18 protein-coding genes are annotated in these 21,103 nt (G+C 60.8%); 12 read left to right on the forward strand and 6 right to left on the reverse strand.

Annotated elements, in window-relative coordinates; translation table 11 throughout:
- Nucleotides 1-2: 2 nt before the first annotated feature.
- Nucleotides 3-515 carry a mechanosensitive ion channel domain-containing protein gene (locus G5182_RS05815; protein ID WP_005354921.1) on the forward strand — a complete coding sequence of 171 codons (513 nt, stop codon included), beginning with the start codon at nucleotides 3-5 and terminating at the stop codon, nucleotides 513-515.
- A 142-nt stretch (nucleotides 516-657) separates the two neighbouring features.
- Here G5182_RS05815 and G5182_RS05820 read toward each other — a convergent pair whose 3' ends face one another.
- The gene (locus tag G5182_RS05820; protein ID WP_216952830.1) at nucleotides 658-1,071 is read right to left on the reverse strand and encodes a hypothetical protein; all 414 of its coding nucleotides are present in this window, start codon (nucleotides 1,069-1,071) and stop codon (nucleotides 658-660) included.
- Nucleotides 1,072-1,333: 262 nt separating this feature from the next.
- Here G5182_RS05820 and pulA point away from each other — a divergent pair, with 262 nt between their 5' ends.
- Nucleotides 1,334-5,398 carry a pullulanase-type alpha-1,6-glucosidase gene (gene pulA / locus G5182_RS05825; RefSeq protein ID WP_227341887.1) on the forward strand — a complete coding sequence of 1,355 codons (4,065 nt, stop codon included), beginning with the start codon at nucleotides 1,334-1,336 and terminating at the stop codon, nucleotides 5,396-5,398.
- Between the two features lie 210 nt (nucleotides 5,399-5,608).
- On the opposite strand, the gene G5182_RS05830 is transcribed toward pulA, so the two are convergent.
- On the reverse strand, nucleotides 5,609-8,038 hold the full coding sequence (locus G5182_RS05830) for a zinc/cadmium/mercury/lead-transporting ATPase (RefSeq protein ID WP_421254252.1): 2,430 nt from the start codon (nucleotides 8,036-8,038) through the stop codon (nucleotides 5,609-5,611).
- Between the two features lie 184 nt (nucleotides 8,039-8,222).
- On the opposite strand from G5182_RS05830, the gene tpx reads away from it, so the two are divergent.
- Nucleotides 8,223-8,723, forward strand: a complete 501-nt coding sequence (gene tpx, locus G5182_RS05835; RefSeq protein WP_021230929.1) for a thiol peroxidase — start codon at nucleotides 8,223-8,225, stop codon at nucleotides 8,721-8,723.
- 58 nt (nucleotides 8,724-8,781) lie between these two features.
- On the opposite strand, the gene G5182_RS05840 is transcribed toward tpx, so the two are convergent.
- Entirely contained in the window at nucleotides 8,782-9,609 is an 828-nt protein-coding gene (locus G5182_RS05840; RefSeq protein WP_100646827.1) for a transporter substrate-binding domain-containing protein, read from the reverse strand.
- A 142-nt stretch (nucleotides 9,610-9,751) separates the two neighbouring features.
- On the opposite strand from G5182_RS05840, the gene G5182_RS05845 reads away from it, so the two are divergent.
- Nucleotides 9,752-10,981: a DEAD/DEAH box helicase gene (locus tag G5182_RS05845; RefSeq protein ID WP_227341889.1), complete on the forward strand. Its 1,230-nt coding sequence runs from the start codon at nucleotides 9,752-9,754 to the stop codon at nucleotides 10,979-10,981.
- A 3-nt stretch (nucleotides 10,982-10,984) separates the two neighbouring features.
- On the opposite strand, the gene G5182_RS05850 is transcribed toward G5182_RS05845, so the two are convergent.
- Nucleotides 10,985-11,815: a CPBP family intramembrane glutamic endopeptidase gene (locus tag G5182_RS05850; protein ID WP_227341890.1), complete on the reverse strand. Its 831-nt coding sequence runs from the start codon at nucleotides 11,813-11,815 to the stop codon at nucleotides 10,985-10,987.
- 162 nt (nucleotides 11,816-11,977) lie between these two features.
- Between G5182_RS05850 and G5182_RS05855 the strand changes: the two genes are divergently transcribed.
- A complete protein-coding gene (locus G5182_RS05855; protein ID WP_227341891.1) occupies nucleotides 11,978-12,682 on the forward strand; it encodes a substrate-binding periplasmic protein in 705 nt (234 codons plus the stop codon).
- A gap of 116 nt (nucleotides 12,683-12,798) precedes the next feature.
- A protein-coding gene (locus G5182_RS05860) for an IS3 family transposase (RefSeq protein ID WP_227341480.1) occupies nucleotides 12,799-14,018 on the forward strand; the annotation gives its coding sequence in 2 pieces (ribosomal slippage) (nucleotides 12,799-13,147 and nucleotides 13,147-14,018; 1,221 coding nt in all).
- Nucleotides 14,019-14,079: 61 nt separating this feature from the next.
- On the opposite strand, the gene G5182_RS05865 is transcribed toward G5182_RS05860, so the two are convergent.
- Nucleotides 14,080-14,376: a hypothetical protein gene (locus G5182_RS05865; protein ID WP_005348860.1), complete on the reverse strand. Its 297-nt coding sequence runs from the start codon at nucleotides 14,374-14,376 to the stop codon at nucleotides 14,080-14,082.
- Nucleotides 14,377-14,429: 53 nt separating this feature from the next.
- On the reverse strand, nucleotides 14,430-14,804 hold the full coding sequence (locus G5182_RS05870; RefSeq protein WP_031227767.1) for a YacL family protein: 375 nt from the start codon (nucleotides 14,802-14,804) through the stop codon (nucleotides 14,430-14,432).
- 209 nt (nucleotides 14,805-15,013) lie between these two features.
- Between G5182_RS05870 and G5182_RS05875 the strand changes: the two genes are divergently transcribed.
- The 6 genes from G5182_RS05875 (at nucleotide 15,014) to G5182_RS05900 (ending at nucleotide 21,062) form a co-directional block, all read left to right on the forward strand.
- Entirely contained in the window at nucleotides 15,014-16,129 is a 1,116-nt protein-coding gene (locus G5182_RS05875; RefSeq protein WP_227341892.1) for a sugar diacid recognition domain-containing protein, read from the forward strand.
- A 118-nt stretch (nucleotides 16,130-16,247) separates the two neighbouring features.
- On the forward strand, nucleotides 16,248-17,510 hold the full coding sequence (locus tag G5182_RS05880; RefSeq protein WP_005340326.1) for a GntP family permease: 1,263 nt from the start codon (nucleotides 16,248-16,250) through the stop codon (nucleotides 17,508-17,510).
- 9 nt (nucleotides 17,511-17,519) lie between these two features.
- On the forward strand, nucleotides 17,520-18,653 hold the full coding sequence (locus G5182_RS05885) for a glycerate kinase (protein WP_421254253.1): 1,134 nt from the start codon (nucleotides 17,520-17,522) through the stop codon (nucleotides 18,651-18,653).
- A 232-nt stretch (nucleotides 18,654-18,885) separates the two neighbouring features.
- Nucleotides 18,886-19,449 (forward strand): NnrU family protein, encoded by a 564-nt coding sequence (locus G5182_RS05890; RefSeq protein ID WP_421254254.1) that lies wholly within the window; start codon nucleotides 18,886-18,888, stop codon nucleotides 19,447-19,449.
- 58 nt (nucleotides 19,450-19,507) lie between these two features.
- Complete coding sequence (locus G5182_RS05895) at nucleotides 19,508-20,044, forward strand: glutathione peroxidase (RefSeq protein WP_227341895.1); 537 nt, start codon at nucleotides 19,508-19,510, stop codon at nucleotides 20,042-20,044.
- Nucleotides 20,045-20,126: 82 nt separating this feature from the next.
- Nucleotides 20,127-21,062 (forward strand): LysR family transcriptional regulator, encoded by a 936-nt coding sequence (locus G5182_RS05900; protein WP_042053315.1) that lies wholly within the window; start codon nucleotides 20,127-20,129, stop codon nucleotides 21,060-21,062.
- Nucleotides 21,063-21,103 lie beyond the last annotated feature (41 nt).

Below are 21,103 nucleotides of genomic sequence, written 5' to 3' on the forward strand. Positions count from 1 at the left end.
CCATGTGGCAATCAATTGGTCTGACCCTACTGCTGTTGCTGGGGCATACCCTGATCCGGCGGCTGATTCACAAGAGCCTGCTGGCGCTCGGTCAGAGCAGGCAGGTGAGCGAGAACCGGGTGCTCTACGTGGCCCATGTGTTCCACTTCCTGCTCGGCTGTGCCACCTTGCTGGTGCTGGCCGGGGTGTGGGGGCTCGACTTCTCCCGACTGGTGGTGCTCGCGTCCTCCTTCTTTGCGGTATTGGGGGTCGCCATGGTCGCCCAGTGGTCGATCCTCTCCAACATCACCGCCAGCATCACCATCTTCTTCGCCTTCCCCTACAAGATTGGCGACCGGATCCGCATCCTCGACAAGGATGATTCGGTCACCGGCGTCATCACCGAGATCGGCCTCTTCTATGTGCGGGTGCGTGATGACAACGGCGATCTGGTCACCTATCCGGCCAACCTGATCCTGCAAAAGCCGGTCAGAAAGCTGGAGGGCAAGGTGGCGGAGCCGTTGCAACCGGAGTAGCAGGACATTTGCTGCCGGGGGGCTGGGCGTAGCGAGGAGTGATGCTCTGGTGTAAATCCACCACGCCTTCATTCGACACAGGCTATTGTGGATGCGTGCTGCGGCCACAATAGCCAGAACGACTCAACAGTTGGCTCCGCAGCTAGATCTCCTGTTGTGAGAGATCGGCCTGCGGCTTGTGTTGCCAGATTGCGCCGAGCAGCAACTTGAGCAGCAGTCCGGGCGGGTTGTCCAGCAGTTTGCCGGACTCCAGCAGCAACTGGCCATCGGCGCGAAATCCGAGGCTGGCATCTATGGTGCCATCCTCCGAGACCACCTGGATCAGGCCATTGAGGGCGGAGCGCTCACCGGGCTGACAGCGCAGCCGCAGTTCGCGGGGTTCCCCCAGCAGGGTAAAGGCGCGGCTCAGCGGGGGTGAGTCTTCATAATCGGGCCAGTTGAAGAAGTGATACTGTTCGGCCAGGGCGCCAGCCTGCTGGCAGAACTGGTCGAACAGCTGCCCGATCGCCTGATACTCCTGATCGAGTCGTCTTGCCTGCTCTTCAATCCGTTTCATTGCTTACTCCTTGTGTATCCACTTGATCAGACATTGCTTTTCTGACCCCGTGACTGCCGTTTTCCAGATATGAGGCCAAATGGCCGCGAGGTCTGTGAGCCGGATCGAAGTTTCAGTCTGAAAACGTTATCTTGTTGAAACTGGATGGTTTTTTTGCCCTCTCGCTCACATTTGAATCGATTGCCGCTGATTAATATGGCACCGCCTGGCAATGACCGGGTGCTCGACTATCGAGACTAACTACAGCGGGAATTATAAAAATATGGATATGAAAAAGACCAAAGTGGCGCTGGTAACAGCCTCACTGCTCGCGCTTTTGTCTGGCTGTAATGACAACAGCTCTGATGCCTCCGGTGTGAACCCCGTCCCCCCTACACCGCCTACACCTGAAGTCACCGATGGGCCTGTCGCTCGTCTGCCCAAGATGGATCCCCCGAAAGAGTTGCTGGTTGCCGGCGACAATCAGGTGGTCATTGCACTGGTGGATACCCAGTCGGCAGCCAAAAGCGCCAAGGCACCATTTGACAGCCACAGCTTGCACCTTTGGAACAACGACGCCTGCCAGGCAACGGCTGATAGTGGCCTGAATACCGGGTGGGATGACAAGAGCAAGACACCGGCCACCGCCGACAGCTTTGGTCCGGCCTGGGTCGTTCCGCTCAACAAGGTGGAAGGGTGCATCAACTTTATCGCCCGCAACGGCGATCTGGCCAACCTGACCGGCAGCGATATGAAGGTGATCTTCAGTGAGCACCCGGATCGCACCGTGGCCATCGTCGCAGGCAAGAAAGATCTGTTTGGCAGCCGTGCCGAAGCCTTTACCGCCGCCTTTGGCGTGGCGGGGGCCAGCGCTCATTTGATCGATGGCAATACCCTGATTTGGCAAGGGGGCAAGGACAAGCCCCACGTTCGCCTCTATTACACCGACTCGGGCACCATCAAGGCCAATGCCGATGGGGTGTTCGATTTCCCTTATATCAGCCTGACCGCGACCAGCCTGACTGCCGAGCAGCAGGCCAAATATCCGCACCTCAAGGATGCGGCCGCCTTTGCCCTGCCTGCCGGGAAAGATCTCAAGCCCCTGCTCAAGGGGGAACTGGTGGCTATCGGCACCGATGCCGATGGTATCCTGCAGGGGGCGACCCTGGTGCAGAGCGCCGGCGCTCTCGATGCACTCTATGCGACAGAGGCGACCAAGCTGAGCTATGGTGCCGTGGTGGAGGGTAACCGGGTGACCTTCCGCCTCTGGGCGCCGACCGCCAAGTCGGTCAAGCTGGCCCTCTACAACGCCAGCCACCAGAAGAGTGGTGAAGTGGCCATGACTTTCGACAGCGCCAGCGGCAGCTGGAGTTACGAAGGGGGCAGCGAGCTGATCGGCCAGTTCTACCGCTACGACATGGAGGTCTACCACCCGCTGAGCCGCAAGGTTGAGCACTATGAGGTGACCGATCCCTACTCCCTGAGCCTCGCGATGAACTCCGAGTTCAGTCAGGTAGTGGATCTCGACGATCCGGCCCTGAAACCGGAAGGATGGGACAGCCTCAAGGCGCCACATAGCCAGCAGAACCCCGCCGACATCACCATCTATGAGGCCCATATTCGCGACCTGACCGGTAACGATGCCTCCACCGATGAAGAGAAGCGCGGCAAGTTTGTCGGTCTGACCCAGCCCGACTCTGTACCGGTCAACCATCTGAAAGCGCTGGCAAAAAGCGGCGTCAGCCACCTGCACCTGCTGCCGGTGTTCGATATCGCCACCGTCAACGAGGACCCGGCCAAGGTGGCCAATCTCGGCGATGACTTCAGCAAGCTCTGTCAGGTCAATCCGGATGTGAAAACATCCAAATTTGGCGGCTATTGCGGTGGCGGTCAGACCGTGGGAGATGTGCTGGCCGACCTGCAAGGGGGCGACAGCAAGGATAATCCGCAGGTGCAGGAGCTCTCCGGCTATCTGCGCGGCGTCGACTCCTTCAACTGGGGTTATGATCCCTACCACTACACCACGCCGGAAGGCTCCTACGCCACCAACGCCGAGGGCACCAAACGTATTCTGGAGTTCCGCGAGATGGTCAAGGCCATCAAGCAGAACATCGGCATGAACGTGGTGATGGACGTGGTCTACAACCACACCAACGAATCCGGGCTCGGCCCCAAGTCGGTGCTCGACAAGATAGTGCCCTGGTACTATCAGCGCCTCAATCCGGAGACCGGCTCGGTGGAGAACTCCACCTGCTGTTCCAACACGGCGCCGGAACACGCCATGTTCGCCAAGCTGATGGATGACTCTCTGGTCACCTGGGCGCGCGACTACAAGATCGACGCCTTCCGCTTCGACCTGATGGGCCACCATCCGAAAGATCAGATGGTTCAGGCGCTGGCCGCGGTGAAGAAGGTCAATCCCGAGATGTACTTCTACGGCGAGGGGTGGAACTTCGGCGAAGTGCAGGATGACAAGCGCTTCGTGCAGGCTACCCAGAAGCATCTGGGCGGTACCGGTATCGGCTCCTTCTCCGACCGCTTGCGCGATGCGGTGCGCGGCGGCAGTCCGTTCGACGGTGGCGATACCATTCGCAAGACCCAGGGCTTTGGCAACGGTGCTTTCGTCGATCCTAACGAAATGAGCAAGGTGGATCTGGCGACGGCCTTGCACCAGTCCGATCTGGTGCGGCTCGGCATGGCGGGCAACCTCAAGGAGTTCGTGCTGACCGACAAGGATGGCATGCCGAAGAAAGGCGCCGAGATCGACTACAACGGTCAGCCTGCCGGCTATGCCCAGGATCCGGTGGAGGTGCAGAACTATGTCGACAAGCACGACAACCAGACCCTGTTCGACAACCTGATATACAAGGCGCCTGCCGGAGCCGATCTGGTGCGGATGCAGGGGGTCTCGCTGGCGACAGCCATGCTGGGTCAGGGCATTCCCTTCACCCACGCCGGTGTCGAGCTGCTGCGTTCCAAATCCATGGAGCGGGACAGCTATGACTCGGGCGACTGGTACAACAAGGTCGACTACACCCTGGGCGACAACAACTTCGACAAGGGGTTGCCGCGCAAGGACAAGGATGGCGACAACTATCCGCTGATCGAGCAGGTGCTCGGCAAGCATGCCAAGCCGGGCTCGGCCGAGATGGCGCAGATGGTGAGCTTCTATCAGGAGCTGGCGGAGCTGCGCAACTCCTCCCGCCTGCTGCGTCTGGGCAGTGGCGCCGAGGTGATCAAGCGGGTCGACTTCCGCAATACCGGCCCGGATCAGGTGCCCGGCCTTATCGTCATGACGGTGGATGATGGCGTCAGTGCCGGAGCGGATCTGGATCCGGCCATCGACGGTCTGGTGGTGATGATCAACGCCAGCAACCAGAGCCAGAGCATCGGCGACTTCCGTGACGGTAACGATCAGCCGATCGATCTGAGCGGTATGGTGCTAAGCAGCAAGCATCGCGCTGTCGACAGCATCGCCAGCGGCGCCGCCTATGATAACGGCCAGCTGACGCTGGGGGCCTGGTCTGCCGCCGTGTTCGTCAAGCCGCAGAATGGCGCTCAGGGCGCGGGCCTGCCGGTCAGCAAGAAGACCGACCTGAGCACCCTGCCACCGTTTGGCAACACCGATGTTTATCTGAAGGGGTTCCTCGATGAGTGGGGCAACACCAACCAGATGACCTTCAGCGGCAACTTCATGTACGAGTTCACTACCGAGGTGAGCACCGACAAGCTGGGTACCACCAACGTCAAGATCGCTGACGCCAGCTGGGGGCCGGTCAACTACGGCAGCTGCAACGCCGGTGACAAGCTGGTGGTTGGCACTCCTCTGACCCTTTGCAAGGGGGGAGAAACCGGCAATATCGGTGTCGATCTGGCCAAGGCAGGCAGCTACAAGTTTGTCTTTACCGCCATGAACAAGGACAAACCGACCCTGAGCGTCAGCTTCACCGAGCCGGTGCAGAGCTGCAAGGTGCTGGATACGGTGGCGGGCAATCCGCTCGGCTACAACCTGTTCGTCAAGGGTGAGCTCTCCGGCTGGGGAGCCCAACCTCAGTACCAGCTGAGCTACAAGGGGATGGACGGCGATCTCGCCATCTATCAGGCGGCGTTCAACTACGCTGGCAGCACCGAGTTCAAGGTCGCCAACGAGGACTGGAGCAAGGAGTACCTGCTCAACGGTGGCGGCGCGGTGAACGCTGAAACCGGCTATTCGTTCGCCTTTTCCAAGGGGGGCAGTGCCAATAACAGCATCACCCTGCCGCAGGGGCTGTGGAGTGTGCTGGTGAAGGTTGACCCGGCTGGCGTCAAGGCGGGCACAGCCGTCATTCAGGAGTGCAGCGTCAAGTAAGCAAGCCATTGAGTCCGGGGGATGGCTCGGCGCCCCCGGGTTGAATTCCACCTTGCCAAGGGTGGGATAACTCCGAGAGAGTAAGCAAAGCGCGACTGCCGACCGGCAGGCGCGCTTTTTCTTTTACGGGGTGCTGTGAGAGAAATGAGAGGAAAAAGAAAAGCCGTCCCGGTTGGGGGACGGCTTTTGGCTGGGATGCTATCGGCTGGCTTAACGCTTGCGCAGCAGCCGCAAGGCGTTGGCGGTCACCAGCGCTGTGGCGCCGGTATCGGCCAGCACCGCAATCCACAGACCGGTGATGCCGAGCAGGCTGGTGACCAGGAAGATGGCTTTAAGCCCCAGCGCCAGCGCAATATTCTGGTGAATATTGGCCAGTGCCGCCCGCGACAGCCGGATCATCGCGGCAATACCGCCGAGCTGGTTGTGGGTCAGCGCCGCATCGGCGGTCTCCAGCGCCACATCGGTGCCGCCCCCCATGGCGATGCCGATACTGGCCCGCTTCATGGCGGGGGCATCGTTGATGCCATCGCCGATCATGGCAACCTTCCGGGTGCAGGCCAGCTTGGCGATCTCTTCTACCTTGTTCTCCGGCAGCAGACCGGCACGCCAGCCCATGCCCAGCTCGGTGGCGATCGCCTCGGCGGCGTTGGGGTTATCCCCGGTTAACATGATGCTGTTGAGCCCGAGTCGGTTGAGCTCTTGCAGCGCGGCCGCTGCCTCCGGCCGGATCTGATCCCGCAGCGCCAGCAGGGCAATCGGCAGCGCCTGGTCGCCACTGCTCTGGCAGAGCACCACGACGGTCTTGCCCTGCCGCTCCAGCGAACCAATCCGTGTCTGCTGTTCCACATTCAGGGTCGCCACCCGGTTCGGTGCCAGCAGTTGCCACAGTTCACCGTTGATGCGTCCCTCAACGCCCATGCCCGGCAGGGCACGCAAGTCTCGGGCCTCCGCCAGCGTCAGCCCCTGTTCGGTCGCGTTGGCGACCACGGCGCTGGCCAGCGGGTGGTGAGAGCCCTGCTCGATGGCAGCCGCCAGCGCCAGCAACTCGGCCTCCGGCTGGCCATTGAGGCTGACCAGCTCGGTCAGCTGCGGCTTGCCCAGGGTCAGGGTACCGGTCTTGTCAAACGCCACGGTATCGATATGGGCCAGTCGCTCCAGCGCGGCCCCCCCTTTGATCAGCGCTCCCTGACGGGTGGCGGCGGCCAGCGCCGAGGTGACCGCTGCCGGGGTGGAGATGACCAGCGCGCAGGGGCAGCCGATCAGCAGCAGCGCCAGTCCGCGATAGATCCATTCGTCCCAGCTCTGGCTGAAGGCAAGGGGCGGCACCACCACCACCAGCAGAGCAACCAGCATCATGGCCGGGGTATACCAGCGGCTGAAGCGGTCGATAAAGCGCTCGATGGGGGCGCGCTGGCTTTCGGCCTCCTCGATGAGGTGCAGAATGCGGTCGATGGCGTTGTTGCCGGGCTCGGAGACGACTTCAAGACGCAGTACCCGATCGGCCGCCAGACTACCGGCCGGCACCTTGTCACCCTGACGGCGTTCCACCGGAATAGACTCACCTGTCAGGGCGCTTTCGTCAAACGCACCGAGTTCATCGAGCAGGCGGGCGTCGGCAGGTAGACGGGCACCTGGGGCGATTTCGATGATATCGCCGGGACGCAGCTCATCGGCAGCTACCTCTTCCCGCACCTCGCCCTCGGCAGTGGTACGGATGCGCAGCGCCTTGTCGGGTACCAGCGCCATCAGGGCGGTCACTCCGGCCCGGGCGCGTCCGGCGGCGTAGGCCTCCAGATGTTCACCCAGCATAAAGAGCAGCAGCACCATGGCCGCTTCGGCGGTTTCGCCGAGAAACAGGGCGCCCAGGGCGGCGACCGTCATCAGGGTCTCGATGGCGAAGGGGGAGCCGCTTTTGGTCAGCGCCCACGCCTTGCGGGAGATGGGCCACAGCCCCCAGAGGGTCGCCAGGGTAAAGAGTGGCTGACCGAGCTCTTTCGGCAGCAGGGCAGCGACCAGCATCAGACTGGCCAGTGACAGGGGCTGCCAATATTTGCCCAGGGTGTTCAGCAGCGGGCTTTGGCGTGTTGCTCCCTTTGTGATTGTGTGGGCTCTGGTGGCTTGAGCACCCTTGAGCTGGAAACCGGCAGCCAGCACAGCGGCGGTGACGGGATCCGGGGAGAGGCCTGGGGCCAGATCCACTACCAGCTTCTCGGTGGCAAACAGCACGCGTGCCTGCTGCACGCCGCTCACCCGGCAGACGGCTGTCTCGATCTTGCGGGCGCAGCTGGGGCAATCCATCCCCAATACCTGCCAGCTGTGGCGGCTGTTGCCTTGCACCGGCGCAACCAGCGGGTCTGCAGGGGGCATATCGTGCTCATGCTCATGCTCGTGAGCTGGTGATAAGGAGGCGCTGCAGCACGCTTGATCGTGACAGCCTCCTCGGGGAGGCTCTTCATCCCCGGGGGATTCATTGCCGTCACGGGATGCGTGCTCATGAGGCGTCTGGGTTGAACAGCAACTGACGGGCGTGGTGTTGTCGCAGCAGTGGCTATCGTGGTGATGTTCACTCTGGCCAGAGGCCGCCTTGCTGACGGCCTTGATGGGGGCGGCGTGCTGATGATTGCAGCAGGATTTGCTCATGATGAGTCCCTCTTGATGGATCCCGCCCCTGCGAGATCCCTGATTACCGAGAAGGAGTCTAAACCTTGGTGTTAAGTCCAAGGTCAACCCCTTTATATCCCTTATCTTCGCGGGTGTTTGTCTGGTCCCGCCGCCCCTATACTGATCACTCGGATTTTTACTACACCAATAAAGGACATAACACATGAGCAACTCAGTCACTCTGCAAGGCAACCCGGTTTCCGTCGCTGGTCACTTCCCGGTCGCCGGTGAGCAAGCCAAGCCCTTCTCCCTGGTGGCCAAGGATCTTTCCGACGTGACCCTGGCAAGCTTTGCCGGTCAGCGCAAAATCCTGAATATTTTCCCGAGCGTCGATACTCCCACCTGCGCGACCTCTGTGCGCAAGTTCAACGAGCAGGCCAGCGCGCTGGATAACACTGTCGTGCTGTGCATCTCCGCCGATCTGCCGTTCGCCCAGTCCCGCTTCTGCGGCGCCGAAGGTCTGGACAAGGTAGTGACCCTCTCCACCCTGCGCGGTGCGGCCTTTATGGAGGATTACGGCGTTGCCTTCTCTTCCGGCCCGCTGGTAGGTCTGACCGCTCGCGCCATCGTGGTACTGGATGGTGACAACAAGGTGCTGCACAGTGAGCTGGTCGCAGAAGTGGCCGACGAGCCGAACTACGCCGCTGCTCTGGCCGTGCTGTAAGGCTGCAAGCCATAAAAAATCCCGCTTCGGCGGGATTTTTTATGCGGGAATTGTCTGTTCAGGGTGTTGCGGGCGGGGTGGTCGCCGGTTCAGCCTTGGCGGGTGGGGAGGGTTGCCACTCCACATAGGGGCGGTGGATCTTCTCGTAGATCTCGGCCAGTTTGCCGGTGGCGGCGAGTTGCTCAATGGAACGACTTAAAAATTCGTCTATTTCATCCCCGCTCCCCCCTTTCTGGATGATGAAGACATCCTCGAAATCACCAAAGAATTCACGGCGAATATTGGTCAGCTTCAGATTTTTCAGCATCAGGTCCGCCTCTTCTTGTGCCCAGACAAAGGCGTCTATGCGACCCCGAGACAGTTTGCGCAGTGACTGCTCGATACTCATCGAGCGCTGTACCGAGAAGGGCATATAGTCGGGAACGGCTTCAATCAGCAGATCCCGTTTGGTGGGCACTATGCCATAGGCCATATCTGTGGTGACCGGATGGGCAGTATTGCTGTAAATCACATGGGCCACCTTGCCAAAGCTGCGGGTACTGAAACGGTAGGGGAGCATATCGACCTCCCTGAGATTGCGGATGGCGGGCAGACCGAGATCTGCCTTGCCAGCGATCACTCCGGCCATGGCCCGGGCGATGGGATAGATGGTGATTCTGATGGTCACATCGGGATGAAGATCGTCGATGGCGCGCACTAAATCAACGAAAGGTCCTGTCTTGTCGGCATTGATCAGTCCCGGCAGCTCACCGAGATGCGCGTTAAGAGTACGCACCGGTTTGGCCTGTTCGGCCGCACTGTCGCTCGCCGTGCTGCCGGACAGGCCGAGCGAGATGCTGCCAAGCAGCGCACTGGTCAGCAGCAGGATGGGGATGTGTCTGGTCATGACAGTTTTCTCTGTGATGGGTCAGCTCAAGTGTAGTCAGCCCGTTGCAATCCCCCCTTGGCCTGGCCATCATGGATAGGGTTTTACTTCTCGGCCCCCGCTCACTAGACTTCGCCTCCCACTTCTTTGTTGACGTAGCGCCATGACCTTTCGCGAACTTGCCCTCCATCCCGCTCTGCTGGCCTCTTTGCCCACCACCTTGCAGACGCCGACCCGCATCCAGCAGCTGGCGATTCCGGCGGCGTTGGCGGGGCAGGATCTGCTGGCACTGGCCCAGACCGGCAGCGGCAAGACGCTGGCGTTTGGTTTGCCGCTGCTGCAACGGCTGGATCCTGCCTCCAGCCAGGTGCAGGGTATGGTGCTGGTGCCAACCCGCGAGCTGGCGATTCAGGTATCTGCCGCGCTTAAAGAGGGGGCCGAGGCGCTGGGATTGTGCATCGTGACGTTGTGTGGGGGCGTTGCGCAGGAGCGGCAACAGGCCGAACTGGCGCAGGGGCCACAGCTGCTGGTGGCTACACCCGGGCGGTTGCGGGATCTGCTGACCCAACAGTTGCTGGGGCTGGATGGTCTGCAGCTGCTGGTGCTGGATGAGGCGGATCGCCTGCTGGAGATGGGCTTTGCTCCCGACATCAAGGCGCTGCTCGGCTTTATTCCGGCGGATCGCCAGACCCTGTTCTTCTCCGCCACCTTGCCTGCCGAGTTGGAGGCGCTGGCCAACGGCCTGCTGCGTGAGCCAACCCGTATCGAGGCCACACCCCTCAACAGCGTGGTGAACGAGATCGAAGAGCGACTCTATCTGGTCAACAAGAGCAGCAAGGTGCCGGCGCTCATCAGCCTGCTCAAGGAGCAGGCGTGGCCGCAGGTGCTGGTCTTTATCAGTGCGCGGGATGATGCCGACGGGGTCGCCAGAAAGCTGGCCAAGGCGGGCATTGCGGTGGCTGCTCTCCATGGCGAGAAGGAGCAGGCGGTGCGCGAGCAGGCGCTCAATGATTTCAAGGAGGGTCGGGTGCGGGTGCTGGTGGCCACCGACCTGATGGCGCGCGGCATCCATGTGGAGGCGCTGCCGCTGGTGATCAATCTGGACTTGCCCGCCAGTGCCCCTGTCTACGTTCACCGCATCGGGCGTACCGCCAGGGCTGGCCGCGAGGGGTTGGCCATCTCGCTGGTTTGTCATGGCGAGAGTGACATGCTGCAAGCCATCCGCACCCTGACCGGCCGCGAGCTGCCGCTGGGAGATCTGGCGGGATTCCCGATCACCGACCAGCCTGCCAGCGGGGAGGGCAAACGCCCCCCTCGTGACAAGCAGGCCAATCGCCGTACTCAGGCCAAACGCAGCGTCAAGCAGTTCAAGGGCAAGACGCCGCGCAGTTGACCGTCAGGCTCTGGCCAGCGGGTAGGTGAAGAGCACCAGATGGGCGAAGTTGAAGGCGAAGTGGATCAGGATGGCCACGGAGAGTCGCCCGCTGAGCTGGAATACCAAGCCGTAGCAGCAGCCTGCCAGGGTCGCAAACAGCGCCAGCAGTGGGCCACCGGGCAGGTGGATGGCTCCGAACAGTAGCGCGGCCACGATGATGCCAATCCAGGGGCGGTAACGCTCGGTCAGCCCCTGCTGAATAGCGCCTCGAAACAGCGCCTCTTCCGCCACGCAGGTGAACAGCAGGTTGTTGAGTGCAAACAGCCACCACCAGTGGGGCAGACCCACTTCCGGTTTCAGTGCCCCCAACTGCCAGGCGATGACCAGCAGGGCACCCAGCGGCAGCAGTAACAGAGCCAGCGGACGCCAGCGGATAGCGCCTCCCTTACCAAGCAGCGTCGGACAGGCCAGCAGCAGCCCAAAGAAGAGCAGTGGCTTGTCGAGGTTCAGATACATGTTGAATGGCACACTGGCGGGGCCTGCCAGTACCTGATCCAGCACCTTGAGATTGCTGAAACCGGGGATCAGGTGCAGGGTCAGTGCCACCGCCCATGCCAGCAGGGCTGACCATGCGAGGGGGCGGCTATGGCCGGAGAAGGTGGGCAGACGCCAGGCCAGCAGCAGGGCTGCCAGCGTCACCAGCAGTGCGGTCGTGGTGATGCGATCCAGCCAGAGCGCCAGCAGCAGAGCCACAGCAAGCAGCAGGAAACCTGGCAGGCGTTGGCGTGCCATACAGAGCAGGGTGGCCAGTGCCAGTGCTGCCCAGATCAGTATGTCAGGTAGGGGTAACATCGGAACTCCTCTGTAATAAAAGCGCTGCACCTTAGCAGGGGCGTTGGCGCAAAGGCAACCAGACCGGGTTATTTGGGTCAGCCTCCTATACTGAACTGGAGAGTAAAGAGAGGGATGGCGATGAAGCACTATGGCTGGTTGTTCTGTTGTTGGTGTGGATGGTTGTCATGCGCCCCCCTGTCGCTGGTAACCGGAGATTTTTCGCCCTATTCCGGGCCCGGGCTGCCTGATGGTGGGCAGAGCACCCGGCTGGTGACGACCCTGCTGCGCGAGGCTGGCTATGACGAGCTGAAGGTGGATTACCTGCCATGGAACCGGGGCTACGAGCTGGTTCGCAACGGCCTGGCATCCGCCACCTTCCCTTATGCCTGGACGCGTGAGCGAGCCAAGCTGTTCTATTACAGCGCCCCCATTCATATCGATCACCTCTCCTGGTTCACCTATCGTGGCAGTGATGCGGTACTCGATGGCAAGTGGCAGGGGTTGAGAGTCTGTATTCCTGCCAGCTGGAGCACCAGTCACGCAGATGAGGTGATTGCCCGTTTTTCATTGCGGCTCACTCGCCCCAAGAGTTTGGTGCAATGTCTGCAACTGCTTGAGCGGAAACGGGTTGATCTGATGCCGATGAATGATGCGGTGACGGCGGACGCCAGCATGCAGGTGTTCGGCGACCCGAACTATCTGCAACCGCTCCCCTATTTTCGCCAGCGGGATACCTTCTATTTGCTGGTGTCGCGCAAGATGCAAAATGGACGCGAACTGATAGAACGCTTCAACGAAGCCTTGGCTGCGGCACGTGCCAGTGGCCATTACGACCAACTGGTTCCCTGGGGACAGCCACGTCTGCTGCGCTGTGAGCAACCCTGAGTCAGAGCAGATTGGCACCAATTAAAAAGCCGGAGCAGTGGCTCCGGCTTTCTTTATGCCTTTGTCCCGTCCTGAATATGGTTTACACCTTTCCCCCCCAATAAATGGAGAACCCGATGGGACAAGGTGTGAAACGGACACAGCGCGATTACTCGCTGACTTTTAAACTGGCACTGGTCGAGCAGATTGAAAAAGGCGAGCTCACCTACAAACAGGCTCAGGTGCGTTATGGCATTCAGGGCCGCTCCACCGTTCTGGTATGGTTGCGTAAACATGGTCGGCAAGATTGGAGCCAGGGGGCTTCTGTGCGCGCCGGCAGGAGCATCACCATGCCTGACCCCGACAACCAGACGCCCGAACAGCGCATCAAGGAACTCGAGCAACAGCTGGCGCTGATGAGTCAGAAGGCCCAGTTCTTTGAGGCCGTCGTCGATGTACTGAAGAATGACTACGGCGTCTCCATCGTAAAAAAGCGACCCGGCAAGTCCTCTCGCAGCGGCAAGTCGAGAGGCTGACCATTGTCAGGGCTTGCCTGTTTCTGGGGATAAGCCGGCAGGCTTACTACAAGCGCAATCGGGTCGCCGATGAGCGCCATGCACAGGGATTGCAGGTGGTGCGTTTTGTGCGTCAGGTTCGACTGCGACAACCTCGGATGGGCACTCGCAAGCTGCATTATCTGCTGCAGGGTCAGGATGATGGCGGGCTCAAGGTCGGGCGTGACAGGCTGTTTCGGATATTGGCCGAGCACCGCCTGCTGGTGCCACCCAGACGGGCTTATCACAAGACCACCCACAGTTTTCACCGTTTCTACCGTCATCCCAACTTGCTCAAGGCGGGGCCAGAGCAGGTCACACCGGTGGCCCCGGAGCAGGTCTGGGTCGCAGATATCACCTATCTGCCAGCCAGGAGCGGGCCGCTGTACCTGAGCCTGGTGACGGATGCGTACTCACGCAAGATAGTGGGCCATCACGTGCACGAAGGGATGCACGCCGAATCGGTGGCGATGGCGTTCAAGAAAGCACTGAAGCAACGACGTGGCGGCGGTGAACTTATCCATCACTCAGACCGCGGCGTGCAGTATTGCTCGGGACTGTATCAGTCATTACATGAACGGTACGGGGTGAAATGCTCGATGACGGATGGGTATGACTGTTATCAGAATGCGTTGGCGGAGCGGGTGAACGGGATTTTGAAAGGAGAGTTATTGCTGCAAAGCCCGCAGGATTTGACGCAAGCGCGGGAAATGGTGCGTGAAGCAGTAGATATTTACAACGAGGAGCGGCCGCATCATGCGTTGAAATACAGAACCCCCGATGCGGTACATAGGGGGTTCTGAGTAGATAAATGCTAGTTGAAAATGTGTAAACCTATTTCAGGACTAGACACTTCAGGGGCGATTAGCGGCCTGATTCTGCGATCACGCGGGCGATGATATCGGCGCGCTTGCCGGCTTCCAGTTCGCCCAGGGCGATCAGGCCAGCCTTGAAGATGACGTTCTTCGGCAGGCTGACGTCGTCCAGCGTGGCGATCGCTTCAACGTGCATGCCGTTCAGACGGCTGGCATCGCGCGGGCTCAGGTTGACCTGAGTGTTCATCACCTGCTTGCCTTTCTTCTTGGCAGGTGCAGCCGCTTTCTTGGTGGATTCCTGTTCTTCGTCTTCCGGCAGTTCGTCATCAAAATCGTAAATAGACATAGTCAATCCTGTTGAGTTAGGCAAAAGGGCACATTTGCCCGACATTGGGTCAATCAGCCCATATCCTCGTTACGGATAAAGGCGCGCCAGGAGCCGAGCACCTGGGCAAAATCTTCCAGCCCGCACATGGCCAGCTGTTCATCATCGTAGTAGGCGAGATCGTCAAGATCCTCACCCAGCTCGATATTGAGGGCGTTGGCTTTCACCTCCGCCTCTTCATGGGTCAGCAGCAGGGAGTAGTCACCGCCGTTGAGCCGGTATTCGACTCGGGTGCGGTTGGAGAGCTGATCAATGATGGAGAAGAGCTCGTCGAGCTTCTCCTCATCCTTGCCAACCTCGTCGATCAGCCACTGACCGATGGCTTCATGGCCCATGGAGAACCGGGCGCGATAGCCACCAAACGGGTCGCGGCGAAATTCATAATCCATAGCACAGTCCAGATCGGAGGGATGGGCCAGCACGGGCAGGCGGGTGCAAGCACGCAATTCCTGCTCCATGGCGGGGCACACATCGGGTAAAGTGGCCTATTCTAGCGATCCCCCTCTCGCTTGTCTTGATGATGTGGCATCTTTGCGCCCATGTGCCCTGAATCGCCTCGTGGTGACGTAGCCAGATCAGCCCCTTGTCCGGAGATGTTATGCAGCTAAACGATAACCTTGCCCGCCAGATCGTCGCGCGGGCGATGAAGATCCTCTCCTTTTCGGTCAACGTGATGGACGAACACGGCCTCATCATTGCGTCCGGCAATCCGGAGCGGATCCATCAGCGTCACGAAGGGGCCGTGCTGGCATTGACAGAAAACCGGGTGGTGGAGATCAGCGAAGCGACTGCCTTGCAGCTCAAAGGGGTGCGACCCGGCATCAATTTGCCCATCTCCTATCAGGGGGAGCTGATCGGGGTGATCGGCATCTCTGGCGATCCGGAGGAAGTTCGTGCTTACGCCGAGCTGGTGCGAATGACGGCAGAGCTGATCCTGGAGCAGGCGGCGCTCACCGAGCAGTTGCAGTGGGACAAGCGCCACAAGGAGGAGCTGGTGTTGCAGCTCATTCGGGGCGAGGGGCGAGTCGATCAATTGCAGCAGGCGGCCCGCTTTCTCGGGCTGGACTTGGCCCAGCCCAGGGTGGTGGCCGTGCTTGCGCTGGAGGAGGCCGATCCGGCGCGTCTGCGAGAGCTGGTTCATCAGCTGGAAAATCCGGAGCGGGACAATCTGGTCGCCATCAACGGGCTCGACGAGATAGTGGTGCTCAAACCGGCACAATTGAGTGAGGGCGTCTGGCAATCGGCGCAGGAGCGCAGCCGGATCAAGCAGTTGCTGGCGCGCATTCCCCACTTCAAGGTGCATATCGCGGTGGGCGATTACTTCGCCGGGATCGACGGGCTGGCGCGCTCTTACCAGACGGCGCGCGATACCCTGCGCCGTGGCATGCGGCAGGCGCCGCGCAAACAGGTCTACTTCTTTGAGGACTACCGTTTGCCGGTGCTGCTGGGCAGTCTGGCGGACTCCTGGCAGGCGGATCAGCTGCGCACACCGCTGCAGAAACTGGCCCGGGAAGATGGCAAAGGGGCGCTGCAGAAGACCCTGCGCCACTATTTCTTGCAGGATTGTGATCTGCATCGCTGTGCCGAAGCCCTGTTCATTCACCCCAATACCCTGCGCTATCGTCTGGGGCGAATAGAGCAGATAACCGGGTTGAATTTCAACAAGTTAGACGACAAATTTTTGCTCTATCTCGGCTTTAATCTCGACTTGTGATTGTAATTTTAGACAAAAAACTACTTTTACATGACGTGATTTTTGGCTATTCAGCCAAAGCATTCTGATTGCAGATCTCCATAATGGCGGCCATTCACTCCCATTGAAGGTGTCCGTCATGATCCCGGTTACAGCCCTTGGCGCCATCGCGGCGCTCTCCATCGCCATCATCCTCATTTTGAAGAAGGTGCCGCCCGCTTACGGCATGATCGTGGGTGCCCTTGCCGGTGGCCTGATTGGCGGTGCCGATCTGACCCAGACCGTAGCCCTGATGATCGGCGGCGCCCAGGGGATCACCACAGCTGTAATGCGGATCCTGGCGGCCGGTGTGCTGGCGGGTGTACTGATCGAATCGGGCGCTGCCACCACTATCGCCGAGACCATCGTCAAGAAACTCGGTGAAACCCGCGCCCTGCTGGCGCTGGCGCTGGCAACCCTGATCCTGACTGCGGTCGGCGTATTCGTGGATGTGGCCGTTATCACGGTCGCCCCCATCGCGCTGGCCATCGCCCGCCGTGCCGACCTCTCCAAGGCGGCCATCCTGCTGGCGATGATCGGCGGCGGCAAGGCGGGTAACGTCATGTCCCCCAATCCCAACGCCATTGCCGCGGCTGATGCCTTCCATCTGCCCCTCACCTCTGTGATGGCGGCGGGCATCATTCCGGGTCTGTTCGGTCTGGTGATGGCCTACTGGCTGGCCAAGCGGCTGAACAACAAGGGCAGCAAGGTTGCTGCTGATGAGGTGGTGAGCTTTGCCGGTGCCAAGTTGCCAGGCTTTGCCGCCGCCATCAGTGCACCGCTGGTCGCCATCCTGCTGCTGGCTCTGCGTCCTGTTGCCGGTATCGTGGTGGATCCGCTGATTGCACTGCCGCTTGGTGGTCTGGTCGGTGCCCTGATGATGGGTAAATTCAGCAAGGTGAACCAGTTTGCGGTCTCCGGCCTCGCTCGTATGGCGCCGGTCGCCATCATGCTGCTGGGTACCGGTACCCTGGCGGGCATCATCGCCAACTCCGGCCTGAAAGATGTGCTGATCAGCGGCCTGACCGCCTCCGGTCTGCCCTCCTACCTGCTGGCGCCCATCTCCGGTGCCCTGATGTCGCTGGCAACCGCCTCGACCACCGCCGGTACCGTGGTGGCCTCCAACGTATTCAGCTCCACCCTGATTGAACTGGGGATCAGCAGTCTGGCCGGGGCGGCGATGATCCATGCCGGTGCCACCGTGTTTGACCACATGCCCCACGGCTCCTTCTTCCATGCCACCGGTGGCAGCGTCCACATGGGGGTGGGTGAGCGCCTGAAACTTATCCCTTACGAAACTGCAGTCGGTCTGACCATTGCCACTGTCTCCACCCTGATGTTTGGCGTGTTTGGCCTCGCCTAAGGAATTGATATGAAAATTGTTATTGCCCCCGATTCATTCAAGGAGAGTCTGAGCGCCATGGCGGTGGCTGATGCCATCGAGGCCGGTTTCAAGCAGGTGCTGCCGAACGCCACCTACGTCAAATTGCCGATGGCCGATGGCGGTGAAGGCACGGTGCAATCGCTGGTCGATGCCACCGGTGGCCGGATCCTGCCGGTCGAAGTGACCGCGCCCCTAGGCAACAAGGTGCAGGGCTTCGTCGGCCTGCTGGGCGATGGCGAGCGCGCCGTCATCGAGATGGCCGCCGCCTCCGGTATCCATCTGGTGGCGCCCGAGCAGCGCAATCCGCTGCTCACCTCCAGCTTCGGCACCGGTGAGCTGATCCTGGCTGCGCTGGAGATGGGGGTGAAGCACCTCATTCTCGGTATCGGCGGCAGCGCCACCAATGACGGCGGTGCTGGCATGATCCAGGCGCTCGGCGGCAAGCTGCTCAAAGCCGATGGCTCAGCCATCGAGCTGGGTGGCGCCGGTCTCGCTGAGCTCGCGACCATCGATCTGAACGGTCTGGATCCGCGCTTGAGCGACCTGGTTATCGAGGTGGCGTGCGATGTGAACAACCCGCTGTGCGGCCCGAAAGGCGCCTCCGCCGTGTTTGGCCCGCAAAAGGGGGCGACCCCCGAGATGGTGGCGCAGCTCGATGCCAACCTCTCCCGTTATGCCGACTGCATTGAGCAGGCCCTTGGCAAGCAGGTGAAGGATATTCCGGGGGCGGGCGCTGCCGGTGGCATGGGGGCCGCGCTGGTCGGTCTGCTTGGTGCCGAGCTCAAGCCCGGCATTCAGATCGTGATTGAAGCCCTGAAGCTGGCCGAGGAAGTGGCCGATGCGGACTTGGTTATCACCGGCGAAGGGCGCATCGACAGCCAGACCATCCATGGCAAGACGCCAATCGGTGTCGCACGTTGCGCCAAGCAGTTCGGCAAGCCGGTGATCGGCATCTCCGGTTGCCTGACCGACGATTGTGGTGTGGTACACGATCACGGTCTGGACGCGGTATTCGCCGTGGTCAACCGCGCCATGTCTCTGCCGGAGGCGCTGGAGAGCGCCAGCACCAATATTCAACTCACTGCGCGCAACGTAGCGGCGCTCTATCAGCTCAAGGGCTGATCCTGTTCGGCCGATGGGCGCCATCGGCCACTCAATATCCCCGTTTGGGGCATCTCCCATCTGGCGAGATGTCTGACTGCCCTGGCACTTATTTGCCGATCCATCGTGATCGGCTCTTTTCTTTCTGCTCCTTTGTCTTGCTACACTTTTGACTCCATGGATCAGCGCGGTTTTGATAGGCGCACATCTCCCTTTACGGCATAGTGGTCGTACCAAGTACAAGGAGAGACTCATGTTCCTGCTGACCCTGGGGGTTGCGCTGTTTACCCTGATCCATCTCTACCCCTGTTTTGCGGTGGCCCATCGGGCGCGACTGAGAGAACTGCTGGGTGAGAATCGCTACAAGGGGCTCTTCTCCCTGCTGGTGTTTGTCGCCATTGCCTGCATCATCGCCGGTTGGCGCTCGGCCAGCTCGCTGCCGCTCTACTTCCTGCCGGAGTGGGGGCCGATGACCATGACGGTGATGATGCCCTTTGCGCTGATCCTGTTCTTCTCCGGCCAGGGGCCCAACCATCTGCGCCGCTGGCTGGTGCATCCCCAACTGCTCGGTACCCTGCTCTGGGCGGTGGCCCATCTGCTGGTCAACAGCGAGGCGCGCTCTCTGGTGTTGTTTGGCGGCATCGGGCTGTGGGCGCTGGTGAGCATGGTCTGGATTTCGGTGCGGGACTGGCAGCGATATCCCCGTCCGGCGGCTAACTGGACGGGCACCGGCATCAGCGTCGGGGCGGGCCTGGCTGCCACCGCGCTGCTGGTGTTCTGGGGCCACGGCTGGCTGACCGGCATTCCATTGCATTGAGAGTGAACTGCGGCTCTGGTAACCGCGTATGATGGACAAAACAAAAGGAGTCTTGGCGATGAAATGGTTCACTCTGTTGCTGTTATTGGGGGCCGGTGCGGCCTCTGCGGCGTGCCCAGATTATTTCAATGTGGAGATGCGGGAGCTCAACAATGCCCAGCGCCACAACCTCTGTCAGCTGACCGAGGACAAGGTAGTGCTGGTGGTCAATACCGCCTCCTATTGCGGCTACAGCGGCCAGTTCCGAGATCTGGAGAAGCTCTACCAGAGCTACAAGGATAAAGGGCTGATTATTCTGGGCTTCCCCTCCAACGACTTCTGGCAGGAGGCGGGCAACGAGACCAAGACCGCCGAGGTATGCCGCCGCGACTATGGCGTCACCTTCCCGATGTTCAATCGGGTAGCGGTGCGGGGCTCCGATGCTGTGCCACTGTTCAAGGGGTTGGCGGCGGCCGCTGATGGGGATGAGCCGAACTGGAACTTCCACAAGTATCTGGTGGGACGCGATGGCAAGCTGATCGCCAGCTACGGCGCCAACCAGAATCCGGCTGACGACCCCCTCAAACTGCAGATCACCCGGGCGCTGGGGCTCTGACCCTACCCCTTGGCGGGCGGCTCTGGAATAATGGGCTACCGCCACTCAATCCGGTTATCCTGTGCTGCAACGTCTTCCTCAAATGGTGATCTTCGATGCGCTGGTGCGCGAGCAGGGGATCTCTGCCGCCGCCCGTCGTCTCGGGGTCTCCAAATCCCATATCAGCAAGCAGCTGGCGCTGCTGGAGACCACCCTTGGCGCCCAGCTGGTGCAGCGCACCACCCGCCGCTTCGTCCTGACCGAGCTGGGTCAGGAGTATGCCCGTCACTGCCATGCGCTGGTGGCGGTGGCGCAGGAGGCTGACTCCATGATCGCCGAGCGGCGTGGCAAGGTGAGTGGCGTGCTCCATCTCGGGGTGGGCCAATCTTTTGGTCGTCTGCACGTCATTCCTCATCTCAAGGCGTTTCAGGATCGCTATCCCGAGCTGGAGCTGGAGGTCTCGCTGTTCGACCACAGAACCAATCTGGTGGATGAGGGGCTGGATCTCTGGCTCACCACCTATGAGGACAAGCCGGAAGGGCTGGTGGGACAGCGGCTGGCCGACATTGGCTTCGTGGTGGCGGCTTCGCCGGATTACCTGCTGAGCCACGGTACGCCGCTCCATCCCAAGGATCTGGCCCAGCACAACTGCATCACTTACCAGAGTCGGGAGCGGCGCTATCACCAGTGGTCGTTTCGCCAGGGCAAGGAGCGCCAGACGGTGCAGGTGGCGGGCAACTATCGGGTGGATATGGCGGAGGCGGTGCGGGATGCGGCACTGGCCGGGCTCGGCATCGCCTATATCGCCAACTACTTGCTGGACAAGGAGTTACAGAGCGGCAAGCTAATCCCGGTGTTGCCAGGATGGCGACCGAACCAGCAGATGGCGGTACACGCCGTTTATGCCAGGCGCGAACATCTGGATCCCAAGATCCGTCTCTTCATCGATTTCCTCAAGGCCAGATTTGGCCCCGAACCCTATTGGGAGCAGCGACTGGTCCCCTGGCTCGGGGGTAAATTGTCCGGCAGTGAGGAATGATTGTTTCCATATAAAAACTCTCGATTTCTCCTGATACTAAA

It is taken from the genome of Aeromonas sp. 600948 (assembly GCF_049174875.1).
GTDB classification, from domain to species: Bacteria; Pseudomonadota; Gammaproteobacteria; order Enterobacterales; family Aeromonadaceae; genus Aeromonas; species Aeromonas veronii_A.